This window comes from Streptomyces colwelliae (genome assembly GCF_048158785.1).
In the GTDB taxonomy this organism is placed as follows: domain Bacteria; phylum Actinomycetota; class Actinomycetes; order Streptomycetales; family Streptomycetaceae; genus Streptomyces.
The window spans coordinates 16,045-39,295 of record NZ_JBLTJC010000061.1; the positions used below are offsets into that span (position 1 = coordinate 16,045).

Annotated in this window: 22 protein-coding genes; 14 read left to right on the forward strand and 8 right to left on the reverse strand. The window is 69.0% G+C overall.

Going from position 1 to position 23,251, the window contains the following annotated elements; translation table 11 throughout:
- Positions 1-29: 29 nt before the first annotated feature.
- Complete coding sequence (locus tag ACNFOC_RS15445; protein ID WP_416959682.1) at positions 30-680, forward strand: pirin family protein; 651 nt, start codon at positions 30-32, stop codon at positions 678-680.
- On the opposite strand, the gene ACNFOC_RS15450 is transcribed toward ACNFOC_RS15445, so the two are convergent.
- Both ACNFOC_RS15450 and ACNFOC_RS15455 read right to left on the reverse strand, forming a co-directional pair.
- The gene (locus ACNFOC_RS15450; RefSeq protein WP_416959683.1) at positions 677-1,498 is read right to left on the reverse strand and encodes a serine hydrolase domain-containing protein; all 822 of its coding nucleotides are present in this window, start codon (positions 1,496-1,498) and stop codon (positions 677-679) included. The genes ACNFOC_RS15445 and ACNFOC_RS15450 overlap by 4 nt on opposite strands.
- A 19-nt stretch (positions 1,499-1,517) precedes the next feature.
- Positions 1,518-1,985 carry a GNAT family N-acetyltransferase gene (locus ACNFOC_RS15455; RefSeq protein WP_416959684.1) on the reverse strand — a complete coding sequence of 156 codons (468 nt, stop codon included), beginning with the start codon at positions 1,983-1,985 and terminating at the stop codon, positions 1,518-1,520.
- A 97-nt stretch (positions 1,986-2,082) separates the two neighbouring features.
- Here ACNFOC_RS15455 and ACNFOC_RS15460 point away from each other — a divergent pair, with 97 nt between their 5' ends.
- Entirely contained in the window at positions 2,083-2,547 is a 465-nt protein-coding gene (locus ACNFOC_RS15460) for a MerR family transcriptional regulator (RefSeq protein ID WP_416959685.1), read from the forward strand.
- Entirely contained in the window at positions 2,544-3,563 is a 1,020-nt protein-coding gene (locus ACNFOC_RS15465) for an aldo/keto reductase (RefSeq protein WP_416959686.1), read from the forward strand. The genes ACNFOC_RS15460 and ACNFOC_RS15465 overlap by 4 nt, the downstream gene beginning before the upstream one ends.
- A gap of 93 nt (positions 3,564-3,656) precedes the next feature.
- Here the strand turns inward: ACNFOC_RS15465 and ACNFOC_RS15470 are convergent, their stop codons facing one another.
- The 3 genes from ACNFOC_RS15470 to ACNFOC_RS15480 form a co-directional block, all read right to left on the reverse strand.
- Positions 3,657-4,505 (reverse strand): DUF4429 domain-containing protein, encoded by an 849-nt coding sequence (locus ACNFOC_RS15470; protein ID WP_416959700.1) that lies wholly within the window; start codon positions 4,503-4,505, stop codon positions 3,657-3,659.
- A gap of 75 nt (positions 4,506-4,580) precedes the next feature.
- Entirely contained in the window at positions 4,581-5,795 is a 1,215-nt protein-coding gene (locus ACNFOC_RS15475; protein WP_416959687.1) for an alpha/beta hydrolase, read from the reverse strand.
- A 93-nt stretch (positions 5,796-5,888) separates the two neighbouring features.
- Positions 5,889-6,560: a TetR family transcriptional regulator gene (locus ACNFOC_RS15480; protein ID WP_416959688.1), complete on the reverse strand. Its 672-nt coding sequence runs from the start codon at positions 6,558-6,560 to the stop codon at positions 5,889-5,891.
- A gap of 47 nt (positions 6,561-6,607) precedes the next feature.
- On the opposite strand from ACNFOC_RS15480, the gene ACNFOC_RS15485 reads away from it, so the two are divergent.
- Together ACNFOC_RS15485 and ACNFOC_RS15490 are read left to right on the forward strand one after the other, a co-directional pair.
- A complete protein-coding gene (locus ACNFOC_RS15485; RefSeq protein ID WP_416959689.1) occupies positions 6,608-8,227 on the forward strand; it encodes an MFS transporter in 1,620 nt (539 codons plus the stop codon).
- A 421-nt stretch (positions 8,228-8,648) separates the two neighbouring features.
- The gene (locus ACNFOC_RS15490; RefSeq protein WP_416959690.1) at positions 8,649-8,921 is read left to right on the forward strand and encodes a hypothetical protein; all 273 of its coding nucleotides are present in this window, start codon (positions 8,649-8,651) and stop codon (positions 8,919-8,921) included.
- Between the two features lie 39 nt (positions 8,922-8,960).
- Here the strand turns inward: ACNFOC_RS15490 and ACNFOC_RS15495 are convergent, their stop codons facing one another.
- Both ACNFOC_RS15495 and aceE read right to left on the reverse strand, forming a co-directional pair.
- Positions 8,961-9,755 (reverse strand): potassium channel family protein, encoded by a 795-nt coding sequence (locus ACNFOC_RS15495; RefSeq protein ID WP_416959691.1) that lies wholly within the window; start codon positions 9,753-9,755, stop codon positions 8,961-8,963.
- A gap of 109 nt (positions 9,756-9,864) precedes the next feature.
- Positions 9,865-12,612 (reverse strand): pyruvate dehydrogenase (acetyl-transferring), homodimeric type, encoded by a 2,748-nt coding sequence (gene aceE, locus ACNFOC_RS15500; protein WP_416959692.1) that lies wholly within the window; start codon positions 12,610-12,612, stop codon positions 9,865-9,867.
- Between the two features lie 418 nt (positions 12,613-13,030).
- Between aceE and ACNFOC_RS15505 the strand changes: the two genes are divergently transcribed.
- The 6 genes from ACNFOC_RS15505 (at position 13,031) to ACNFOC_RS15530 (ending at position 17,595) form a co-directional block, all read left to right on the forward strand.
- Positions 13,031-13,468 carry a DUF3052 domain-containing protein gene (locus tag ACNFOC_RS15505; RefSeq protein WP_019060358.1) on the forward strand — a complete coding sequence of 146 codons (438 nt, stop codon included), beginning with the start codon at positions 13,031-13,033 and terminating at the stop codon, positions 13,466-13,468.
- 141 nt (positions 13,469-13,609) lie between these two features.
- Complete coding sequence (locus ACNFOC_RS15510) at positions 13,610-14,068, forward strand: peroxiredoxin (RefSeq protein ID WP_393041258.1); 459 nt, start codon at positions 13,610-13,612, stop codon at positions 14,066-14,068.
- A gap of 113 nt (positions 14,069-14,181) precedes the next feature.
- On the forward strand, positions 14,182-14,757 hold the full coding sequence (locus ACNFOC_RS15515) for a TerD family protein (protein ID WP_019060360.1): 576 nt from the start codon (positions 14,182-14,184) through the stop codon (positions 14,755-14,757).
- Between the two features lie 110 nt (positions 14,758-14,867).
- Positions 14,868-15,443: a TerD family protein gene (locus tag ACNFOC_RS15520; protein WP_416959693.1), complete on the forward strand. Its 576-nt coding sequence runs from the start codon at positions 14,868-14,870 to the stop codon at positions 15,441-15,443.
- Positions 15,444-15,597: 154 nt separating this feature from the next.
- Positions 15,598-16,743 (forward strand): DUF475 domain-containing protein, encoded by a 1,146-nt coding sequence (locus ACNFOC_RS15525; RefSeq protein WP_416959694.1) that lies wholly within the window; start codon positions 15,598-15,600, stop codon positions 16,741-16,743.
- Positions 16,744-16,860: 117 nt separating this feature from the next.
- Entirely contained in the window at positions 16,861-17,595 is a 735-nt protein-coding gene (locus ACNFOC_RS15530) for a TerD family protein (RefSeq protein ID WP_033286889.1), read from the forward strand.
- A 72-nt stretch (positions 17,596-17,667) separates the two neighbouring features.
- Here the strand turns inward: ACNFOC_RS15530 and ACNFOC_RS15535 are convergent, their stop codons facing one another.
- Entirely contained in the window at positions 17,668-18,429 is a 762-nt protein-coding gene (locus ACNFOC_RS15535; RefSeq protein WP_416959695.1) for a TerD family protein, read from the reverse strand.
- Between the two features lie 176 nt (positions 18,430-18,605).
- Here ACNFOC_RS15535 and ACNFOC_RS15540 point away from each other — a divergent pair, with 176 nt between their 5' ends.
- Genes ACNFOC_RS15540 through ACNFOC_RS15550 form a run of 3 tightly spaced genes read left to right on the forward strand, consistent with a single transcriptional unit; the run spans position 18,606 to position 23,163 of the window.
- Positions 18,606-19,772, forward strand: coding sequence for an HpcH/HpaI aldolase/citrate lyase family protein (locus ACNFOC_RS15540; protein ID WP_416959696.1), 1,167 nt, complete (start codon positions 18,606-18,608; stop codon positions 19,770-19,772).
- A 14-nt stretch (positions 19,773-19,786) separates the two neighbouring features.
- Positions 19,787-22,339, forward strand: coding sequence for a phosphoribosyltransferase (locus ACNFOC_RS15545; protein ID WP_416959697.1), 2,553 nt, complete (start codon positions 19,787-19,789; stop codon positions 22,337-22,339).
- Positions 22,339-23,163, forward strand: a complete 825-nt coding sequence (locus tag ACNFOC_RS15550; RefSeq protein ID WP_416959698.1) for an HAD family hydrolase — start codon at positions 22,339-22,341, stop codon at positions 23,161-23,163. Before ACNFOC_RS15545 ends, ACNFOC_RS15550 begins: the two co-directional genes overlap by 1 nt.
- Positions 23,164-23,251 lie beyond the last annotated feature (88 nt).

Below are 23,251 nucleotides of genomic sequence, written 5' to 3' on the forward strand. Positions count from 1 at the left end.
CTCGGCCGAGGTCTACCGTGGTCCCTGTGATGGACGTACGGCGCTCCGTCGAGCGCTACCCAGGAGGTGACCCGCAGGCCGGGATCGAGTCCTGGCATGCCTTCTCCTTCGGGCCGCACTACGAGCCCGACAACCTCCGGTTCGGCGCGGTCATCGCCTGCAACGAGGAACGGCTCGCCCCCGGCGCAGGTTTCGACGAGCACCCGCACAGCCACACCGAGATCATCACCTGGGTCGTGGAGGGGGAGTTGAGCCACCGTGACTCCACCGGGCACGTCACCCACGTGCGGCCCGGTGACGTCCAGCGGCTCAGTTCGGGGGCCGGGGTGCGGCACGTCGAGCGCAACGACACCGACAGCCCCCTGACCTTCGTGCAGATGTGGCTGGCCCCCCTGGAACCCGGCGGCGAACCGTCGTACGGGATCGTGCACGGCATCGCGGACTCCACGCCGTACGCGGTGCCGGAGGCCGGCGCGATGCTGCATGTGCGCCGTCTCACGCCCGGTGAGCGCACGGCCGTACCGGACGCGGTGCATGTGTACGTGCATGTGGTGCGCGGTGAAGTGAGCCTGGGCGGCGAGAAGTTGGGGCCGGGGGACGCCGCGCGGATCACGGACGCGCGGGATCTGGCGGTGGAGGCGGCCACCGGGGCCGAGCTGCTGATGTGGGAGATGCTCTAGAGCTCCGCCAGCACCGCGTCCGTGAACCCCGGCCACACCTCGACCGCCCACGGCCCGAACGCCCGGTCCGTCAGCGCCACGCAGGCCGCGCCCGCCGCCGGGTCGGTCCACAGGAACGTACCGGACTGGCCGAAGTGGCCGAACGTGCGCGGGGACGACGAACTGCCCGTCCAGTGCGGGGACTTGGAGTCGCGGATCTCGAAGCCGAGGCCCCAGTCGTTGGGGTTCTGGTGGCCGTAGCCCGGGAGGACGCCCTTGGTGCCGGGGTACTGGACCGTCATCGCCTCGGCGACCGTGCGGGGGTCGAGGAGGCGGGGGGACTGGACCTCGGCGGCGAAGCGCAGGAGATCCTCGACCGTCGAAACACCGTCCTTCGCCGGGGAGTTGGCGCCTTCCAGCGTTGTCGACGTCATGCCCAGGGGAGCGAGCACCGCCTGGTGCAGGTACTCCGCGAACGGGATCTCCGTCGCCTTCGCGAGATGGTCGCCGAGCTGCTCGAAGCCCGCGTTCGAGTACAGGCGGCGCTGTCCGGGCGGGGCCGTCACGCGGTGCTCGTCGAAGGCCAACCCCGAGGTGTGGGCGAGGAGATGGCGGACCGTGGAGCCGGGCGGGCCCGCCGGTTCGTCCAGCTCGATCGCGCCCTCCTCGTACGCGACGAGGGCGGCGTACGCCGCGAGCGGCTTGGTGACCGAGGCGAGCGGGAAGCGGTGGCCGGTCGGGCCGTGGGTCCCGAGGACGGTCCCGTCGGTTCGTACGACACCTGCCGCGGCGGTCGGTACCGGCCAGTTCTCGATCAGCGCGAGGCTCTGCAAGGACATGCCGTCGAGCCTAAGTGGTTCAGAGCGACAGCCCCATCATGGGGTCGGGCTTGCGGGTGAAGCCGAGGGAGGCGTAGAGCGGCTCGGCGTCGGGGGAGGCGGTGAGGAGGACCTGGCCGGCGCCGCGCTCGCGGAACCACTGGAGCAGCTCCTCCATGCACGCGCGCGCGTACCCTCGGCGCCGCGCGTCCGGGTCGGTGGCCACGCTGAAGACGAACCCGGCCTTCCCGCGCGGGTTCTCCGCCTTCCCGATCCGGTAGTCGACGGTCCCGACCACCAGGGCCGCCAGCGCCCCCGGCCGCTCCGGATGGTCGACGACGAAGGCCCCGAAGTCGTCGTCCGAGGTCAGCCGCTCCCGGAGTGCCGGCAGGGACTCCGCGTGCCAGTCCGTGGCGGGGTCCGAACCCGGCATCGAGTCGATCATCACCTGGCGCAGTCGCAGCAGCTCGGCGGCATCGTCGGGGGCTGCCCGTCGTACGAGACTCATGTCCCGCACGCTATCCACCGTGCCCCCGACGCGTCCTGCGGATTTATTGCCGGTTCCGCTTGCTTCGAGTGCACTCCAAGGCCATAGCGTGGTGGTCATGACGGTGATGGAGACCACGGGTACCAGGACCGACAGCTGCGCGGGCCCGCCGCAGGGCGAGCGGCGTCCGGACGGCGAGGACAGCTACACGATCAGCGAGGTCGTCGCCTTCACCGGCCTGACCGCGCACACCCTGCGCTGGTACGAGCGTATCGGGCTGATGCCGCACATCGACCGCTCGCACACCGGCCAGCGCCGCTACAGCAACCGCGACCTCGACTGGCTCGACCTCGTCGGCAAGCTCCGCCTGACCGGCATGCCGGTCGCCGACATGGTCCGCTACGCCGAGCTGGTCCGCGAGGGCGACCACACCTACGCCGAGCGCTTCGACCTGCTCGAGGCGACCCGCCGCGACGTCCTGGCCAGGATCGCCGAGCTGCACGACACCCTCGGGGTACTCGACCGGAAGATCGCCTTCTACGGCGACGCCGGCCACGCATACGAAAAGGAGAAAGCCGGATGACCGACAGCACGATCCCGACCGCACGACTCGGCGCGTCCGGCCCCGAGGTCGGCGTCCAGGGCCTCGGCTGCATGGGCATGAGCTCGTCCTACGGCCCCTCGGACGCGAAACAGTCACTGGCCGCCCTGGACCGCGCGTTCGAACTGGGCGTGACCCTGTACGACACGGCGGACGCGTACGGCATAGGGGAGAACGAGCGGTTCCTGTCGCCGTTCTTCAAGGCGCACCGCGACCAGGTCGTCATCGCCACCAAGTTCGCCCTGTCGATCCCGCCGGGCGAGCCCACCCGGCGCATCATCCGCAACGACCGCCCATACATCCGCCAGGCGGTGGAGGCGAGCCTGAAGCGCCTCGACATCGACGTCATCGACCTCTACTACATGCACCGCCGCGACCCGGCCGTCCCCATCGAGGACACCGTCGGCGCGATGGCGGAGCTGGTGGCCGAGGGCAAGGTGAAGCACCTCGGGCTGAGCGAGGTCACCGGCGCGGAGCTGCGGGCGGCACACGCCGTGCACCCGATCGCCGCCGTGCAGTCGGAGTGGTCGCTGTTCAGCCGTGACGTCGAGATCAGCCTGGTCGGCGCCGCCGGCGAGCTGGGCGCGGCGGTCGTACCGTACTCACCGCTCGGCCGGGGTTTCCTCGCCGGATCGTTCGCGAACGCCGAACAGGACCTCACGGAGGGCGACTTCCGCCGGAACCAGCCCCGGTTCACCGGCGGGAACGCGGCCGCCAACGCCACGCTCCTGGACCCGATCCGCACGGTCGCCGAGGCGCACGGGGCTTCCCTCGGCCAGATCGCCCTCGCCTGGGTACAGCAGCGCGCCCAGGTCCACGGCCTCCCGGTCATCCCCATCCCGGGCACGACCAAGCCGGGCCGGGTGGAGGAGAACACGGCGGCGACCGGGATCATCCTGACGGACGACGAGCTGTCCCTACTGGAGCCGATCGCGGGCAAGGTGGCGGGAGACCGCTACGCGGACATGTCGTTCGCATCGACGAGCAGGGAGAACTAAATAGCGCCCTAGGGGTCGCGCCCCATAGGGGCGCGGGGAACTGCGCGACCAGCCACGGCGGACCCGCAGCTAAAGAACAACGGATCGCCCCCGCTACAACTCCGCCAACAACTCGGCCTTCTTCACGGCGAACTCCTCATCAGTCACCAGCCCCGCCTGATGAAGCTCCCCCAGGTGCCGGATCCGCTCGGCGATATCCCCAGGATCTCGCCGAGCGACCGGCACCACAGCCGCAGACCGCCCAGACCGCACCGCCGCGAGGACCGCCGCCGCGAACGGCAGGGACTCGTGCACGGGCCCGTACCCGAGCCCGAACACCACAGCCGCCGGATCCTGATCGACGGGCAGAAGCGACTCGGCCCCGCGCAACAGCCGTAGATGCCCCTCGAAGACCTCGGGCGACCGCCACTCGACCCCGCTCAGGTCGGCGATCGCGAAGCTCTGGTCGCCGGCCTTCCACTTCGCGGACGACGCTCCCGTCCAGAACCACCGGAACGACACCGTCTTCCCGTCGAAGGACGCCTTCCCGTCGTACGCCTTGAAGCGCAACGGCACTTCGGGCGCGGCCACAAGGAAACGCTCCGCGGGCCCGCCGTCCGGTTTCAGCCGCGCACGCAACTCGTCGGCGTAGTACTCGGCGAGGGTCTCGCGCTCGGCCGGCAGGACGAGGCGATAGGGATCGCAGCTCTCCTTCAGCTGGTCCGCGGCCGCCTCCATCAGCGGGTCGGCACCCGGGCGGGGCTCCGCGCGGAGCACGACCGTGCCGCGCCGGCCGGGGGCGAGCGTCACCGCCTCGATCGCCTCGAAGGGGATCCGGCGCTCGCCGAGCGCCTGGAATAGCTTGGGTGTTCGAATGCCACGTTCGTAGCGGATGAGCACGGAGTCGGACTCGAACTCCCAGGCGGCATGAAATCCGGCCAGTACGTCACCCATGCGGCTCATCGTAGGCGGCACACGCTCCTCCGTCCCATCCCCGCGCAGACCGCACTTCCTGCTGTTTCTACGCGCGTCCGGCTCCTAGGTGCCGGACAAACCCTCTCGGCAGGTGTCGCCTTCGTGCGCGCACGTCACCGAGCGGTACGCGCCAACCCCGATGTCGGCGAAGTTGGTGAGGCTGTCGGTGCCCCGCGCGAAGTAACCGGTGTGACCGTCGGCGTCCTTCGCGGACAGCACGCGCGCGCCGAAGGCGTTCGACACCGGGTCCTCGCCGTGCCCGAGGCCGCCCAGTTCCATGTACGGCACGTCCTGGATCCAGTCGTCCGCGTCCCGCATCGCCCACACCCGGGCGAGCGTGTGCAGGTGGGAGGCCTTGGAGGTCCGCATGCCGGGGCTGCCGGCCACCGCGATGTCCGTCACCCGGGCCGGCAGCTCGTGCGCGGCGACCCCGCACACCACGGAGCCGTAGCTGTGGCAGAACAGGGCGACCTGCGAGGTCCCGGGCAGCGCCCGCACCAGCGCGTTCAGTCGTACGGCGCCCGCCTCGGCGCGTCCCGCGGTGGCGGAGTCGATGCCGAGGCCGCCGGGGGACGTGTAGTCGGCCCAGGCGATGACCGCCGTACGCGTGCCGGTCCTGTCCGCCTTGGCCTTCGCCGTGTTCTCGGCGGCGTACAGGTTCTGCGCCATGCCGACCGGTGCCGAGTACTCCTTGTTCGTCTTCTGGAACGTGAGCAGGTCGGTGTCGACGCCGGGGACGATGACCGAGACGCGCTGCGCGGTGTCCAGGTCGCCGAAGACCTCGGCGATCCGGCCCGAGCCCTCGGGGTCGAAGGCCAGGATGTGACGGCCGTCGGCCATCAGCGCCTCGAAGCGGTGCATGAGGCGGCCCGCCTCCTGCTGGCCCAGCGGCGTGAGGCGGTTGTCGTGCATGCGCTTCTTCTCGACCTTGCGCTGCTGGTCGAGGGCGAGGTCGTTGGCGCGGTAGCGCAGCGAGACCGGGGCGCCGTTCATGTTGCCGACCGCGAGCGGGTAGCGGTGCGCGAGGCGCGTCCGCTGCTGTGCGGTGAGCGAGGCGAAGAAGCGGGCCAGCCGGGTCGGGGACGCGTCCGGGTCGGGCAGCTCGCGCCCGTCGATCCGGCCGTGCTCCCACGCGGAGAGGGAGGCCTGGAGTGCCGTTTTCCCGGGGTGGCTGCGGACCGCGGTCCAACCGGTGGTCGCCAGCATCACGAACACCACGGCCAGCGCGGCCAGTGCGCGCCAGGCGTTCAACGTGGGGGAGGAGTCGAAGGAAGTCACTGGGAGGACACACTAGGAGAACGAGAGGGTCTCGCGTTAACCGAGTGACTGGGATCACGTTTCAGTGGTACGTGACGAGAAACTCAGTACGACTCACCTCGTGGGACTCGTGCGCCAGTTCCCGGCGAGCGCCGGTCCCACCCCGTCGAGGTAGTCGGCGGTGAGCTCCCGCATCGCCTCGATGCTGAGGTCGTCGCCCGCGATCCACATCCGCTCCACCACCCGCATCACCCCGCCGAACACCGCCACCACCAGCCGCGGCCGGGGGTCCGTGTCCACCCCGAGCCCCTCACGTTCGGCGATGATCCGCGCCAGCTCCTCCTCCAGCTCCTGCGAGCGCCGCAGATGCGCGGCGAGCAGCGCGGGCGTCGACTCGATCACCCGGTAGGTGCGCAGGTGCAGGTCGAGCGGTACGACCTGCTGGATCGCCTCGTTGATGGTGTCCCAGCTCTCCAGCACGGCCCGGCGCAGCGCCTCCAGCGGGGCCTCGTGCGGCGGGCGGGCGCGGACGGCCGTCACGAAGTGCGTCTCCGTGAGCCGGGGCACGAAGAAGGCGGCCTCCTCCTTGCCCGCGAAGTAGCGGAAGAAGGTGCGCTGCGAGACGTCGACGGCCTCGGTGATCTCGTCGACCGTGGTCTGTTCGTAGCCCTTGGTCGTGAACAGTTCGAGGGCGGCGTGCAGCAGCGCGTCCCGCGTACGGGCCTTCTTGCGCTCGCGCAACGTCTCCATGCCGTTCTCCTCGCCGTTGTTGACAGTCGCCGACATCTGAACCTGTTTGTCAACTGTCAGCGGCTGACATTAGCCTCGAACGCATGACTAGTCAGACCACCATCAGCGCGACGGGGCCGGGGGACAAGGCACCAGCTGCCCCGTCCGACCCGACGCCCTCCACGGGGCTGCGCGGCCACCCGTGGTTCACCCTCATAACCGTCGCCGTCGGCGTCATGATGGTGGCCCTCGACGGCACCATCGTCGCCATCGCCAACCCGGCCATCCAGAAGGACCTCGGCGCCAGCTTCGCCGACGTCCAGTGGATCACCAACGGCTACTTCCTCGCCCTCGCGGTCTCCCTCATCACCGCCGGCAAGCTCGGTGACCGCTTCGGCCACCGCCAGACCTTCCTGATCGGCGTGAGCGGCTTCGCCCTCGCGTCCGGCGCCATCGGGCTCTCCCACAGCATCGCGTTCGTCGTCACGTTCCGCGTGCTCCAGGGCCTGTTCGGCGCGCTGCTGATGCCGGCCGCGCTCGGTCTGCTGCGGGCCACCTTCCCGGCCGAGAAGCTCAACATGGCCATCGGCCTGTGGGGCATGGTCATCGGCGCCTCCACCGCGGGCGGCCCGATCCTCGGCGGCGTGCTCGTCGAACACGTCAACTGGCAGTCGGTGTTCTTCATCAACGTGCCCGTCGGCGCCATCGCGCTGGTCCTCGGCGTGCTGATCCTCCGCGACCACCGCGCCGAGAACGCGCCGCGCTCCTTCGACATCCTCGGCATCGTGCTGCTCTCCGGCGCGATGTTCTGCCTCGTCTGGGCCCTCATCAAGGCGCCCACCTGGGGCTGGGGCTCCGGCACGACCTGGGCGTTCCTCGCCGTGTCCGTGCTGGGCTTCGCCCTCTTCGCGTTCTGGGAGCAGAAGGTCGCGGAACCCCTCATCCCGCTGGGCCTGTTCCGCTCGGTCCCGCTGTCCGCGGGCGTCGTGTTGATGGTCCTGATGGCGATCGCCTTCATGGGCGGCCTGTTCTTCGTGACGTTCTACTTGCAGAACGTGCACGGTATGAGCCCCATCGACGCCGGTCTCCATCTCCTCCCACTCACCGGGATGATGATCGTCGGCTCCCCGCTCGCCGGCGCGGCGATCACCAAGCTCGGCCCGCGCATCCCGCTGGCCGGCGGCATGGCGGCCACCGCGATCGCCATGTACGGCATGTCCACCCTCACCTCGGACACCGGCAGCGCCGTCATGTCGATCTGGTTCGCCCTGCTGGGCTTCGGCCTCGCCCCGGTGATGGTCGGCGCGACCGAGGTCATCGTGGGCAACGCGCCCATGGAGCTCTCCGGTGTCGCCGGTGGTCTCCAGCAGGCCGCGATGCAGATCGGCGGCAGCCTCGGTACGGCCGTCCTCGGCGCCGTGATGGCCTCCCGCGTCGACAACGACCTGGCCGGCAACTGGGCGGACGCGGGCCTGCCCAAGCTCACCCAGCCCCAACTGGACGCCACCGCCGAAGCGGTCCAGGTCGGCGTGGCCCCGATCGCCCCGAACACCCCGGAGACGATCGCCGCGAAGATCACGCAGGTCGCCCACGACACGTTCATCTCCGGCATGAGCCTCGCCTGCCTCGTCGCCGCCGGCGTAGCGGTGGTCGCGGTGTTCGTCGCCCTGCTGACCAAGCGTGGCGAGAACGCGGAGGCGGGCGTGGGCGCGGCGCACATCTAGGGCCTTTCCGGCGGATCAGGTCGCAGGAAGTCTGCGGGGCCTGATCGGTGCCGGTGAGCGGGGTGTGGTGCGTGCAGCTGCAAGGCGGAGGAGGGAGGCGACGCGGAGCGTCGCCGACTGACGACAACGCGGCAGATGTGCGTGCCACACCCCGCGTCTGCGACAGGATCCGCCGGACAGGCCCTAACCCTTTTCCGGGCGGAGTTCGCCTATCAGGGTGACTCCGCTAAAGATTCCTGGCACCCGGTACGCGCCGCAGGTCACAGTGGGTCAAGTCCTCCGCAGGGCAGGGGGGACGGGTTGGTCTGCGGCGCGCTGCCGGAGGGGGGCAGCGCGCAAGCAGGCTTTTTTTGTGCGTACGGGGGTATCCGGTCATCGTAGGGAACTGGCCGAACTGGCATGGATGCCCAGGGAGTTGACGATGACGGGCTTCGGAACGCGCAAAACCCCCCGCTCGCGTGGCCGCATGGGGTCAGGGAACGGGCCGGACCGCGCGACGCTCGGCATCATCGGACTGGTCTGCGCGGTAGCGGGCTTCTTCACCCTGGGAATCGTCCTCGGCCCGATCGCGGTGATCTGCGGCTGGCTGGCCATGGGCCGCAGGTGGACGGGCTCACGCCGGGTGATGGCCGTGGTGGCCCTGGTCCTGGGCGCGATCGACACGGTGGCGGCGGTTCTGTGGACGTTCTTCTGAGCCGAGGCTGAGCGGACGTCCCGGTGAGCGGGCCCGCGGCTAGCGGGACACCTCGTCCCCGACCGGTAGCGGAACCCCGGCCGCCGGCGCCCCGGACAGGGCCGCCACCTCCGCCCCGGACAGAGCCGCCACTTCCGCCCGCAGCGCCCGCACCTCCGCCGTCAGCGCCTCGATCGCCTCCGTCTGCCGCCGTTCCTCCACGTCGTCCTTCTCGAACCGGGCGATGAACCACGTGGCGATGTTCGCGGTGACGACACCGAGCAGCGCGATGCCGGACAGCATCAGTCCGACGGCGATCATCCGCCCGAGCCCGGTGGTCGGCGCGTGGTCCCCGTACCCCACGGTCGTCATGGTCGTGAACGACCACCACACGGCGTCACCCAACGTCCGGATGTTCCCGTGGGGCGAGTCCCGTTCGACGGACAGCACCGCGAGCGAACCGAACATCAACAGCCCGATGACCGCGCCGGCGACATACGTCGTCAGCTGGATCTGCGAGGCCATCCGGGCGCGCCGCCCGACGAGTATCAGCGTCGACACCATGCGCAGCAGCCGCAGCGGCTGAAGTATCGGCAGTACCACCGCGCACAGGTCCATCCAGTGCGTCCGCACGAACCGCCGCCGGTCCCGGGACATCGCGAGCCGCATCAGATAGTCGACGGCGAACGCCGCCCACACCACCCACTCGACCGCCGTGCACACCGCCGTCAGCCGATGCCCGGCGGTCGTGTCCACGATCGGCAGCGCATAGGCCACGGCAAACCCCACCGCAAGCGCCAACAGGGGCCGCTGAGTGCGTTGCTCCCAACGAGCTTGTGCCGATGGTTCCTTCATGCCCGCATGTTAGGGCGGCGGGGGTGGGCTGATGGGCCGCCCCGAAGGGGCGCCCATCAGGGGCGCGGGGAACTGCGCGACCAGCCCCCACGCACCCGCAGGCAAAAAACTACGCATCTCCTCCAGCCGCACCAGGATCAGCCGAAGCGACATCCAGCAACTGGTACCGATCAACCGCCTGCTTCAGCACAGACCGGTCAACCTTCCCCTCCCGAGCCAACTCCGTCAGCACAGCCACCACGATCGACTGCGCGTCAATGTGGAAGAACCGCCGAGCAGCCCCCCGCGTGTCCGCGAACCCGAACCCATCAGCCCCCAACGACTGGTAAGTCCCGGGCACCCACCGAGAAATCTGGTCAGGAACCGACCGCATCCAGTCGGAAACAGCCACGAACGGCCCCTCCGCCCCGCTCAACTTCCGCGTGACATAAGGAACCCGCTGCTCCTCCTCGGGATGCAGCAGGTTGTGCCGCTCCACCTCGACCGCCTCGCGCCGCAACTCGTTCCAGGAGGTCGCGGACCACACATCGGCCCGCACGTTCCACTCCTCGGCGAGGATCCGCTGCGCCTCAAGAGCCCACGGTACGGAGACCCCGGACGCCATGATCTGCGCCGGAACCGTCCCCGCCGCGCCCTGACTGATGCGGTGGACGCCCTTGAGGATGCCCTCCACATCGACGTCCGCGGGCTCCGCCGGGTGCTGGATCGGCTCGTTGTAGACGGTGAGGTAGTAGAAGACGTCCTCCCCGTGCGGGTGTTCGGCGTCCGAGCCGTACATCCGCCGCAGACCGTCCTGCACGATGTACGCGATCTCGTACGAAAACGCCGGGTCGTAGGCGACACAGCCCGGGTTCGTCGACGCCAGCAGCTGCGAGTGCCCGTCCGCGTGTTGCAGACCCTCACCGGTCAGAGTCGTACGACCCGCGGTCGCGCCCAGCACGAAACCACGCGCCAACTGGTCGGCCATCTGCCAGAACTGGTCACCGGTGCGCTGGAAACCGAACATCGAGTAGAAGACGTAGACCGGGATGAGCGGCTCGCCGTGCGTCGCGTACGCCGAACCTGCCGCGATCAGCGAAGCGGTACAGCCCGCCTCCGAGATGCCGTCGTGCAGCATCTGGCCGGTCGGCGACTCCTTGTAGGCGAGCAGGAGTTCGCGGTCGACCGACTCGTACTGCTGGCCCAGCGGGTTGTAGATCTTCGCGCTCGGGAAGAACGAGTCCATGCCGAACGTGCGGTACTCGTCCGGCGCGATCAGCACGAACCGCCGGCCGATCTCCTTGTCCCGCATCAGGTCCTTGAGCAGCCGTACGAACGCCATGGTGGTGGCGATCGACTGCTGGCCCGAACCCTTCTTCACGCTCGCGTACGTCTTCTCCTCGGGCAGCGCCAGCGGCTTCGAGCGGACGACGCGCGTCGGGACGTAGCCGCCCAGCGCGTTGCGCCGGTCGTGCATGTACTGGATCTCCTCCGAGTTCCGGCCCGGGTGGAAGTACGGCGGCGCGCCGGACTCTAGCTCCTGGTCGGTGATCGGGAGGTGCAGCCGGTCGCGGAAGCCCTTGAGGTCGGCGACCGTCAGCTTCTTCATCTGGTGCGTGGCGTTGCGGCCCTCGAAGTTGGGGCCCAGCGTCCAGCCCTTGACCGTCTGGGCGAGGACGACGGTCGGCTGGCCCTGGTGCTGCTTGGCCGCCTCGAAGGCCGCGTACACCTTCTGGTGGTCGTGCCCGCCGCGCCCCAGGTGCAGGATCTGGTCGTCGGTCATGTTCTCGACCATCGCGCGCAGCCGGTGGTCGTGCCCGAAGAAGTGCTCACGGATGTACGCGCCGGTCTCCGTGGCGTACGTCTGGAACTGGCCGTCCGGCGTGGTGTTCAGCTGGTTGACCAGCACGCCGTCGCGGTCCTGGGCGAGCAGCGGGTCCCAGGTGCGGTCCCAGACCAGCTTGATGACGTTCCAGCCGGCGCCCCGGAACTGCGACTCCAGCTCCTGGATGATCTTGCCGTTGCCGCGCACCGGGCCGTCGAGCCGCTGGAGGTTGCAGTTGACGACGAAGGTCAGGTTGTCGAGGCCCTCGCGCGCGGCGATCGACAGCTGGCCGAGCGACTCCGGCTCGTCCATCTCGCCGTCGCCGAGGAACGCCCACACGTGTGACCTGGAGGTGTCCGCGATCCCGCGCGCCTCCATGTAGCGGTTCATCCGCGCCTGGAAGATCGCGCCGAGCGGGCCCAGGCCCATGGACACGGTCGGGAACTCCCAGAAGTCCGGCATCGACCGCGGGTGCGGGTACGAGGACAGCCCGTACGGCGCCTTCGACTTCTCCTGGCGGAACGCGTCCAGCTGCTGCTCGCTGAGCCGGTCCAGGAGGAACGCGCGGGCGTAGATGCCCGGCGAGGCGTGCCCCTGGAAGAAGATCTGGTCGCCGCCGTCGCCCTGGTCCTTGCCCCGGAAGAAGTGGTTGAAGCCCACGTCGTAGAGCGAGGCGGAGGAGGCGAACGTGGCGATGTGGCCGCCGACGCCGATGCCGGGCCGCTGAGCCCTGGACACCATCACCGCGGCGTTCCAGCGGGTCGCGTTCAGGATCTTGCGCTCGATCTCCTCGTTGCCGGGGAAGAACGGCTCGTCCTTGGTGGCGATGGTGTTGACGTAGTCCGTGCTGCGCATCTCGGGCACGGCCACGCGCTTCTCGCGGGCCCGCTCGATCAGCCGGAGCATCAGATAGCGGGCACGCTCGCGGCCGCGCTGGTCCACGGCGGCGTCGAGCGAGTCGAGCCACTCCTGGGTCTCTTCGGGATCGAAGTCAGGAACCTGACTCGGAAGGCCGCCAATGATGATCGGATTGCGATCGGATCCGGAAGCCACGCTGTTCCTTACCTGTCAGAGGGAGCTGTGTGAGGGGGCTGTCTGAGGCTGATGAGGGCTTAATGGGGCTTATAGGCGCTGGATTTCCATGGTTCTGCACCGTTCCCCATGGTCTACCGCAGGACGGCAATCGTCATCTCTACCGTGAGGTAACCGTGACTCGTTTAGCAAAGTCATTCGAGTCGCGTACCCTCGGAGGGTTCTCAAACGTGCAAACCGGGCAGAACGCTGTGGTGTACGTCACCGGCGGCCGCGATAGCGTGCCTGGAGTTGCGGCGACACGGCCAGGATCGTCACCGTTTCGGCGTTCCGAATCGCCGGGTACTTGCGCGATCCGGCCCGTCCGTGTGGACTACGGCCAATGCTTCGCGCACGCGCGTGGCTGGACATTCATCAAGACATGATCAGGAGGCAACCCGTGAGCGCGACCGCGGACCACGCGGAGGAGCGGACGAACCCTGCCGTCAGGCTGGGGTTCCAGCCCGAGCAGGTGGTCCAGGAGATCGGCTACGACGACGACGTAGACCAGGAACTCCGCGAGGCCATTGAAGAAGTCATCGGCAGCGACCTGGTGGACGAGGACTACGACGACGTCGCCGATGCCGTGGTGCTGTGGTTCCGCGACGAGGACGGCGACCTGACCGACGTGCTGGTGGACGCCATCTCGTACGTCGAGGAGGGTGGCTCGATCCTGCTGCTGACGCCGAAGACCGGCCGTGACGGCTACGTCGAGCCCAGCGACATCTCGGAAGCCGCCACGACCGCGGGCCTTTCCGCGGCCAAGAGCGTCAGCGTGGGCAAGGACTGGAGTGGCAGCCGGCTGGTGACGCCCAAGGCAGCCAAGTCCAAGAGGTAGTCCCCGGAGGTACCTCGATCGTTGAATCCCGGACGGGCTGGCCACGCCAGCCCGTCCGTCCGCATGCCGTGATCGCTGCGTAGGGTGGTGGACCCAGGCTGGACTCACCCGAACAGCCCCACCGAAGGGATGCAGGACGAGATGGCGATCCAGGTCGGCGACAAGGCCCCCGATTTCGAACTCAAGGACAACCACGGCGCCACCGTGAAGCTCTCCGACTTCCGGGGCCGGAAGAACGTGGTGCTGCTCTTCTACCCCTTCGCCTTCACCGGCGTCTGCACCGGCGAGCTGTGCTCCCTGCGGGACAACCTGCCGCAGTTCACCGACCGCGACACCCAGCTCCTCGCGGTCTCGAACGACTCCATCCACACCCTGCGCGTCTTCGCCGAGCAGGAGGGCCTGGAGTACCCGCTGCTCTCCGACTTCTGGCCGCACGGCAACACTTCGCGCGCGTACGGCGTCTTCGACGAGGACAAGGGCTGCGCGGTGCGCGGAACCTTCGTCATCGACAAGGAGGGCGTCGTGCGCTGGACGGTCGTCAACGGCCTGCCGGACGCGCGCGACCTCAACGAGTACGTGAAGGCGCTCGACAGCCTGTGATTGTTAGGTCCCAGAGCCTGCGAGGGCCGGGAACCCGTCACTAGGATCGAGACGTTGATCCGATACCGACGCACTACGGGGCATCCCCGCCCCTGGACACCAATGGAGGACTCGTGGGAGTCAGCCTCAGCAAGGGCGGCAACGTATCACTGACCAAGGAGGCCCCGGGCCTGACCGCGGTCATCGTCGGTCTGGGGTGGGACGTCCGCACCACCACCGGCACCGACTTCGACCTCGACGCCAGCGCACTGCTGCTGAACAGCGCGGGCAAGGTCGCCAGTGACGCGAACTTCGTCTTCTTCAACAACCTCAAGAGCCCCGACGGCTCCGTCGAGCACACCGGTGACAACACCACCGGTGAGGGCGAGGGCGACGACGAGGCGATCAAGGTGAACCTGGCGGCGGTCCCGGCCGACGTCGACAAGATCACCTTCCCGGTCTCGATCTACGACGCCGAGAACCGCCAGCAGTCCTTCGGCCAGGTCCGCAACGCGTTCATCCGCGTGGTGAACCAGGCAGGCGGCGCCGAGATCGCCCGCTACGACCTCTCCGAGGACGCCTCCACCGAGACAGCCATGGTCTTCGGCGAGCTGTACCGCAACGGCGCGGAGTGGAAGTTCCGCGCCATCGGCCAGGGCTACGCCTCGGGCCTGCGCGGCATCGCCCAGGACTTCGGCGTCAACGTCTGACGTCAAGGCCTCACCGTCCGGCGCCGCGCGGTTCGCGTGCGGCGCCGGGGGTCCCCTCCGGGGGAGCGCAGGACAACCAAAGAAGCATCACCTCGGGGAGGACCAGCACTATGGGCGTCACGCTCGCCAAGGGGGGCAACGTCTCCCTGTCCAAGGCCGCACCGAACCTCACGAACGTCCTGATCGGTCTCGGCTGGGACGCGCGCTCCACCACCGGCGCCGACTTCGACCTCGACGCCAGCGCGCTGCTGTGCAACGGCGGCCGGGTGCTCGGGGACGAGTGGTTCATCTTCTACAACCAGCTCACGAGCCCGGACGGTTCGGTGGAGCACACCGGCGACAACCTCACCGGTGAGGGCGAGGGTGACGACGAGTCGATCCTGGTCGACCTCTCCAAGGTGCCGGCCAACGTCGACAAGATCGTCTTCCCGGTCTCCATCCATATGGCCGACGAGCGCGGCCAGACCTTCGGCCAGGTCAGCAACGCCTTCATCCGCGTCGTCAATCAGGCGGACGGCCAGGAGCTGGCCCGCTACGACCTCTCCGAGGACGCCTCCACCGAGACGGCCATGATCTTCGGCGAGCTCTACCGCTACCAGGGCGAGTGGAAGTTCAGGGCGGTGGGCCAGGGGTACGCGTCAGGACTGCGGGGCATCGCCATGGACTTCGGGGTCAACGTCTCGTAAAGGGCGTTATCCACACCGGCTGTCCCGGTCGGCGGAGTCTCCCTCTAGACTCAGTGCTCGACGTCAAATTTTAAGTAAAGCCGAGTGCGGCGCGGGGGGAGACCCTCCCCCAGACTCCGTCTGGGGGAACCCCCAACACACGATTGGGTAGCCAGTGCTTCTGAAAACCTTCGGCTGGTCGTTCGCGGTCACCGCGCTCGGCCTCGTCGCAGCGGCGTTCTACGGGGGGTGGGAAGCCTTCGGCATCGTGGCGATCCTGGCCGTCCTGGAGATCTCGCTGTCCTTCGACAACGCGGTGGTCAACGCCGGGATCCTGAAGAAGATGTCCGCCTTCTGGCAGAAGATCTTCCTCACGGTCGGCGTCCTGATCGCCGTCTTCGGCATGCGGCTGGTGTTCCCCGTCGTCATCGTCGCCGTCACCGCCAAGATCGGTCCGATCGACGCGGTCGACCTCGCGCTCAACAACAAGGACCACTACCAGCAGTTGGTCACCGACGCCCACCCGGCGATCGCGGCCTTCGGCGGCATGTTCCTGCTGATGATCTTCCTCGACTTCATCTTCGAGGACCGGGACATCCAGTGGCTGCGCTGGATCGAGCGCCCGCTGGCCAAGCTCGGCAAGGTCGACATGCTGTCGGTCTGCATCGCCCTGATCGTCCTGCTGATCACCTCGTTCACCTTCGCGGCCCACGCCCACCAGCACGGCGGCGCGCACACCGACAAGGCGCAGACGGTCCTGATCGCCGGTATCTCCGGCCTGATCACGTACATGATCGTCGGCGGACTCTCCGGCTACTTCGAGGACAAGCTCGAGGAAGAGGAGGAGCGGGAGCACGAGGCGGAGGAAGAGGCCGCGCGCACCGGCAAGCAGCGCTCGGCGGTCGTCCTCGCCGGCCAGGCCGCGTTCTTCATGTTCCTCTACCTCGAGGTCCTGGACGCGTCCTTCTCCTTCGACGGCGTGATCGGCGCGTTCGCCATCACCAACGACATCGTCCTGATGGCACTGGGCCTCGGCATCGGCGCGATGTACGTCCGCTCCCTGACGGTCTACCTCGTCCGCCAGGGCACGCTCGACGACTACGTGTACCTGGAGCACGGCGCGCACTACGCGATCGGCGCCCTGGCCGTGATCCTCATGGTCACCATCCAGTACCAGATCAACGAGGTCATCACCGGTCTGGTCGGCGTGATCCTGATCGGCTGGTCCTTCTGGTCCTCGGTCCGCAGGAACAAGGCCCTCGCGGAAGCCGAGGGAAAAGCGGGCTCGGACGAGAAGACTGAGGTCTCGTCCGGGGTGTGACAAGCTCCCCGGTGAGGGAACGCTTCTGTTCGGGGCGGCCGTCGAGGACAGTGTCCTCTGCCCGGCCGCCCCGACGGCTTTGTCATGCGGAACGTTGATGTGGACGTGGGGGCGGGAATGGGCTTCTTCGACGGGATCTGGCGGCGCGAGGCCGACTTCGACTCGGGCAGCGCGGCCAGCAACGCGATCGAACTGACCAAACGGCACCACCAGGTCTCGCTCACCAAACAGGGCGCGGCCACCGGCAACCTCCGCGTCAACCTCACCTGGCGGATGCGGACCTCCGACATAGGCGGCCTACAGCGGGACAGCCTCCTGCGCCACCCCTTCAAGGCGCTCAAGCCCCCGGAGGTCATGGGCCACAGCCAGAGCATGGTCAACGTCGACCTAGACCTGGGCTGCCTCTACGAACTCATGGACGGCACCAAGGGCGTGGTCCAGCCCCTCGGCGGCCTCCTCGGCGACGTCAACTCACCGCCGTACGTCAAACTCAGCGGCGACGACCGCTTCGGCTCCGCGTCCGGCGAGACGATGTACGTCAACCTCGACCACCGCGACCAGATCAAGCGCCTCCTGGTCTTCGTCTACATCTACGACCAGACCCCGGCCTTCGACCGCACCCACGCGATCGTCACCCTCTACCCCAGCAACGGCCCCCGCATCGAGATAGGCCTGGACGAACGCCACCCCCAGGCCCGCTCCTGCGCGGTCGTCATGATCGAGAACGTCAAGGGGGAGTTGGTCGTCCGCCGCGAGGTGAAATTCGTGTACGGCTTCCAGGCCGAGCTGGACCGCTTGTACGGCTGGGGCTTGCAGTGGGGGCGGGGTTACAAAACAAAGGTCGAGCGTTAGTTTTTTTAGGGGCGCGGGGAACTGCGCGACCAGCCCCCACCGGCCGGCAGCCAAAAAACGACGCACCCACCCTCAGATGAACTGCGGCCCCTGCGGAGGCATCCGAAAGTCCGGATCCGGCGCAGCAGCAACAGGCACCGGCTGCGGATACCCATACGTCCCGGCGGGAGCCGTCTGCGGATACCCATACGCCGGCTGAGTCACCGGCTCCTGCGGATACCCGTACCCGGACTGCACCGGAACCGCCGGAGGCAACGGCTGCGAAACCTCCGGAACGGCCCCCGCCCCCTCCGACTCGTCCACCGTGATCCCGAAGTCCATCGCCAGCCCACGCAAGCCGTTCGCGTACCCCTCACCCAGGGCCCGGAACTTCCACCCCTCACCCCGCCGGTACAGCTCCCCGCAGATCAGCGCGGTCTCCTCACCGGTCTCCGGCTTGATGTCGAAATACAGCAGCGGATCACCCTCGGCGACGGCCGCGTCGTACAGCAGGATGCGCAGCCCCTTTACGCGGTCGAAGGTGTGGTCCTCCGCCGAAGCGACCACCAGAATCCGGCTGACTTCGGGCTCGACACCGGCGAGATCTGTCTGGATCGTGTCGGTGGGACCCTCCGCGACACGCTTCTTGCCGAGCCACCAGACCTTCCCGGAGGGGTGCCGGGGCTGGTTGTAGAAGACGAAGTCCTCGTCGGAACGCACCTGACCGGCGGGGCCGAGGAGCAGCGCCGAGGCATCCACGTCCGGGACCCCCTGCCCGGGAGTCCAGCGCAGCACGGCACGTACCGTGGTGGCCTCCAGCGGGACGTTCGACCCCTTCAGCATCGCGTGCGTCATGCGGTCATCCTGCCCTCTCGGTCCTGGTCACGACAACGTGGGGGTTCGGACACCGACATGGCCGAGTTACCTGAAGTTCATGCCCGGCGGGAACCCCTGACATGGGTTTGTACGTACTATTACCGGCCACCTATCGAAAACAATCACGAACCACAACGTCACCACGGGGGAGCTTTATGCGTCATTTCGGGCACATTGCCCCTGAGGTACGGCAGCGTCTCTTCTTCCAGGAGCCGTGCGAGTTCGACGCGGACTCCCCGGCCCGGCTGCTCGCCGCGGCCCTGGGCGCCACGCTCTACAGCCCGGCCACCCGCCCCCGCCTCGCCGACGACATCGTCAAGCTCGCGGGACGCGGCGTCGTGTCGATGGTGCTGTGCCTGGAGGACTCGATCGGCGACGACGACGTCCCGGCCGCCGAGGAGAACCTGGTCCAGCAGTTCACCGAGCTGGCCGCCCGCCCGGACACCGGGCTTCCGCTGCTGTTCGTCCGGGTCCGCGTGCCCGAGCAGATCCCCGATCTCGTACGCCGCATGGGCCCGGCCGTACGACTGCTCTCCGGCTTCGTGATGCCGAAGTTCACCGAGGAGAGCGGCATGCCCTTCCTGGAGGCGCTGGCCGCCGCGGAGGCGGCGAGCGGCCACCGGCTCTTCGGCATGCCGGTCCTGGAGTCGCCCGAGCTCCTCTACCGCGAGTCACGCGTCGAGACCCTCGAAGGCATCTCCCGAGCGATCGGCAAGTACCGCGACCGCGTCCTCGCCCTCCGCCTCGGCGTGACCGACTTCTGCTCCTCCTACGGCCTGCGCCGCGCCTCCGACATGACGGCCTACGACGTCCAGATCGTCGCCAACGTGATCGCCGACGTGGTGAACATGCTGGGCCGCGCCGACGGCACCGGCTTCACGGTGACCGGCCCGGTGTGGGAGTACTTCCGCGTCCAGGAGCGCATGTTCAAGCCGCAGCTGCGCCGCAGCCCCTTCCTGGAGGGCCAGGCCGAGGAGCTGCGCGAGGCGCTGATCGAGCACGCCATGGACGGCCTGCTGCGCGAGATCGCCCTCGACCAGGCCAACGGGCTGCTGGGCAAGACCTGCATCCACCCCACCCACGTGCTGCCCGTGCACGCGCTGTCCGTGGTCAGCCACGAGGAGTTCTGCGACGCGCAGGACATCCTGCGGCCGGAGCGGGGCGGCGGGGGCGTGCTGCGCTCGGCGTACACGAACAAGATGAACGAGGTGAAGCCGCACCGCGCCTGGGCCGAGCGGACGATGCTGCGCGCCGAGATCTTCGGGGTCGCACGCGAGGACGTCGGCTTCGTGGAGCTGCTCGCCGCCGGAATCCCCGGCTGAATCGCAAGGGACGTATGAACAAGGCAGTGAACGACGGGGTCTGGTCGGGCAGTTGGGTCGCGGAGCGGCTCGGTGTCGAACTGCTCGGCGACCCCGAGCTGACCGACCTCCTGGGACTCGCGCTCCGGCGCAACCCCAAGCGGGCCCACCTCCTCGTGTCGAACGTACTCGGCAAGCACGTCCCCCAGTCCCCGTCCGTGGTCTACGGCTACGGCTTCACCCTGGGCCGCAGAGTCCGCGACCTCCTCGGCCCCGACGAGTCCGCCCGGGCGGTGGTCCTCGGCTACGCGGAAACCGCGACGGGCCTGGGCCACGCGGTGGCCGACGGCATCGCCCTCGCCCCCTACCTCCACTCCACCCGCCGCCCGGTCCCCGGCGTGGCCACGGCAGGCGGCTTCGAGGAGTCCCACTCCCACGCGACGTCCCACCTCCTGCTCCCCGAGAACCCCGAACTGCTGGCAGGCGAGGGGCCGTTGGTCCTGGTGGACGACGAGTTCTCCACGGGCAACACGGTCCTGAACACGATCCGCGACCTGCACGAGCGTTATCCGCGTGGCCGGTACGTGGTGGTCGCCCTGGTCGACATGCGTTCCTCTGCCGACGCCGGCCGCCTGGACGAGTTCGCGGCGGAGATAGGCGCGAGGGTGGACTTGGTGGCAGCGGCATCGGGGACGGTGCGCTTGCCGGATGGGGTCCTTGAGAAGGGCCAGGAGTTGGTGGCGAGGTACGAGGCAGGGGGTGCCGGGACAGGTGGTCAGTCGTCTGCGGCGCCGTCTCGGCTGGTCGCGCAGTTCCCCGCGCCCCTAAAGACGAACCTGGACGCCAACTCCTCAGGGGCGCGGGGAACTGCGCGACCAGCCCCCACCGGCCCGCACTCGACCGACAACCGCATCACCCGAGTCGAACTCCGCTGGCCCAGAAACCTCCCGGACGGTGGACGTCACGGCTTCACCCCCGCGCACCGAATACGCCTCGAACACGCACTCCCCGCAATGGCCGCCCGCCTTGCAGATGCCCTCCCTCAAAACGCGCACCGTGTGCATATCCTCGGCTTCGAAGAGCTGATGTACGCCCCCCTGAGACTCGCCCGCGAGCTGGAACAGGTCATCGACGCCGGTGTCACCTACTCCACCACCACCCGCTCACCGGTCCTCGCGGTGGACGACCCCGGTTACGCGATCCGCACCCGCCTCACCTTCCCGGCTCACGACAACCCCACGGACGGCCCGGGCGACCGCTACGCCTACAACATCGCCGGTGCCGACTTCGACGCCGTGGTCGCCGTGATCGACGACACCGCGGACACCCCCGAACTCCACGCCCCGGACGGCCTGTTGGCGAGGCTCGCCGAAAACACCCCGCACGTCGTCCTCGCGGTAGTGCCCTCGTACGTCCCCGAAAGGCCCCCCATGCTGCCCGAGCCCCTCCGCGGCCCCGCCTTCTCCTCGTACGCGCCGGAAGAGGTCGGCTGGCTGCTCCAGGACCTCTCGGACGTGACGCTGGAGGCGCCGACCGAGGAGCGCGAGGAGGCCATCCAGAGCGGCGGCGCGCACTACGCGGAGTCGCTGCCGGTGGAGTACCAGCCGAGCGAGCAGTACCAGCAGCTGTTCCACACCGCGCTGGACGAGGCGGCGAGCCGGCTCGCCCTGGCCGTCGGCGCCGTGACCGAACTCGTCCTCGCCGAACGCTCACCCCACCCCGTGCTCGTCTCCCTCGCCCGCGCCGGCACCCCGGTCGGCGTCCTGATGCGCCGCTGGGCCCAGTACCGGCACGGTCTCGACCTCCCGCACTACGCCGTGTCGATCGTGCGCGGCCGAGGCATCGACGCCAACGCGCTGCGCTGGCTCGCCGCCCACCACGACCCCGCCGACGTCGTGTTCGTCGACGGCTGGACCGGCAAGGGCGCCATCACCCGCGAACTCACCGACGCGGTCAGGGAGTTCGAGGAGTCCGACGGCATCACCGGCTTCGACCCGGAGATCGCGGTGCTCGCCGACCCCGGTTCGTGCGTGCAGACGTACGGCACCCGCGAGGACTTCCTCATCCCCTCCGCCTGCCTCAACTCGACCGTGTCGGGGCTGATTTCGCGTACGGTGCTCCGCTCGGACCTGGTCGGCCCGCACGACTTCCACGGCGCGAAGTTCTACCGCGAACTCGCCGGAGTCGATGTCTCGGTGGACTTCCTGGACGCCGTCGCCGCACGCTTCCCGGAGGTCACGGACGCCGTGGCGACGCTCGCCAAGGAATTGCTGGCCGCCGACAGGACCCCAACATGGGAGGGCTGGGCGGCAGTTGAGCGGATCAGCGAGGAGTACGGCATCCACGACGTGAACCTCGTCAAGCCCGGCGTCGGCGAGACCACCCGGGTGCTGCTGCGCCGGGTGCCCTGGAAGATCCTCGCGCGGGCCGGCGCGGGTGCCGACCTCGACCACGTCAGGCTGCTCGCCGAGCAGCGGGGCGTGCCCGTCGAGGAGGTGGCCGAACTGCCGTACACCTGCGTGGGGTTGATCCACCCCAAGTACACGCGCGGTGCGACCGGTGCCGACGGCAAGGCGGTGGCGGTCTGATGCCGGTACTCGTCGCGAGCGACCTCGACCGTACGCTCATCTACTCCTCGGCCGCCCTCGCGCTGACCATGCCGGACGCGCGGGCGCCCCGGCTGCTCTGTGTCGAGGTGCACGAGAGCAAGCCGCTGTCCTTCATGACGGAGACGGCGGCCGGACTCCTCACCGAACTCGGCGAACTCGGTGACGGGGCCGTGTTCGTACCGACCACCACCCGCACCCGCAAGCAGTACCAGCGCATCAACCTGCCAGGCCCGGAGCCGAAGTTCGCGATCTGCGCCAACGGCGGCCACCTCCTCGTCGACGGCGTGACCGACGAGGACTGGCACTCCCGGGTACAGGCGAAGCTGGCCGCCGAGTGCGCGCCGCTGGAGGAGGTCCGGCAGTACCTCGCCGACACCGCCGACCCGGCGTGGGTGCGCAAGCACCGGATCGCCGAGGACCTCTTCGCCTATCTCGTCGTCGAGCGCGAGCTGCTCCCCGAGGAGTGGGTGAAGGAACTCGCGGTCTGGGCGGAGAACCGCGGCTGGACGGTGTCCCTCCAGGGCCGCAAGATCTACGCCGTACCGAAGCCCCTCACCAAGAGCGCGGCCATGCGAGAGGTCGCCCACCGCACCGGCGCCACCCTGACCCTGGCCGCCGGCGACTCCCTCCTGGACGCCGACCTCCTGCTGGCAGCGGACAAGGCCTGGCGCCCGGGCCACGGCGAACTGGCCGACGAGTCCTGGACGGCCCCACAGGTCACGGCCCTACCCGAGCGGGGAGTGCTGGCGGGGGAGCGCATCCTCCGGGAGTTTCTCCGAGCGACGGCAACCCCCACCCCCTAGGGGCGCGGGGAACTGCGCGACCAGCCCCCACGCACCCGCACCCGACAACGCACAGATCCTGCCTAGCCGCAGCACCCGCCCCCACAAC

Coding starts and splice junctions, on each gene's coding strand:
- ACNFOC_RS15445 (WP_416959682.1), top strand. CDS start 30: ATGGACGTACGGCGCTCCGTCGAGCGCTACCCAGGAGGTGACCCGCAG.
- ACNFOC_RS15450 (WP_416959683.1), bottom strand. CDS start 1,498: ATGTCCTTGCAGAGCCTCGCGCTGATCGAGAACTGGCCGGTACCGACC.
- ACNFOC_RS15455 (WP_416959684.1), bottom strand. CDS start 1,985: ATGAGTCTCGTACGACGGGCAGCCCCCGACGATGCCGCCGAGCTGCTG.
- ACNFOC_RS15460 (WP_416959685.1), top strand. CDS start 2,083: ATGACGGTGATGGAGACCACGGGTACCAGGACCGACAGCTGCGCGGGC.
- ACNFOC_RS15465 (WP_416959686.1), top strand. CDS start 2,544: ATGACCGACAGCACGATCCCGACCGCACGACTCGGCGCGTCCGGCCCC.
- ACNFOC_RS15470 (WP_416959700.1), bottom strand. CDS start 4,505: ATGAGCCGCATGGGTGACGTACTGGCCGGATTTCATGCCGCCTGGGAG.
- ACNFOC_RS15480 (WP_416959688.1), bottom strand. CDS start 6,560: ATGTCGGCGACTGTCAACAACGGCGAGGAGAACGGCATGGAGACGTTG.
- ACNFOC_RS15485 (WP_416959689.1), top strand. CDS start 6,608: ATGACTAGTCAGACCACCATCAGCGCGACGGGGCCGGGGGACAAGGCA.
- ACNFOC_RS15490 (WP_416959690.1), top strand. CDS start 8,649: ATGACGGGCTTCGGAACGCGCAAAACCCCCCGCTCGCGTGGCCGCATG.
- ACNFOC_RS15495 (WP_416959691.1), bottom strand. CDS start 9,755: ATGAAGGAACCATCGGCACAAGCTCGTTGGGAGCAACGCACTCAGCGG.
- ACNFOC_RS15510 (WP_393041258.1), top strand. CDS start 13,610: ATGGCGATCCAGGTCGGCGACAAGGCCCCCGATTTCGAACTCAAGGAC.
- ACNFOC_RS15520 (WP_416959693.1), top strand. CDS start 14,868: ATGGGCGTCACGCTCGCCAAGGGGGGCAACGTCTCCCTGTCCAAGGCC.
- ACNFOC_RS15530 (WP_033286889.1), top strand. CDS start 16,861: ATGGGCTTCTTCGACGGGATCTGGCGGCGCGAGGCCGACTTCGACTCG.
- ACNFOC_RS15535 (WP_416959695.1), bottom strand. CDS start 18,429: ATGACGCACGCGATGCTGAAGGGGTCGAACGTCCCGCTGGAGGCCACC.
- ACNFOC_RS15540 (WP_416959696.1), top strand. CDS start 18,606: ATGCGTCATTTCGGGCACATTGCCCCTGAGGTACGGCAGCGTCTCTTC.
- ACNFOC_RS15545 (WP_416959697.1), top strand. CDS start 19,787: ATGAACAAGGCAGTGAACGACGGGGTCTGGTCGGGCAGTTGGGTCGCG.
- ACNFOC_RS15550 (WP_416959698.1), top strand. CDS start 22,339: ATGCCGGTACTCGTCGCGAGCGACCTCGACCGTACGCTCATCTACTCC.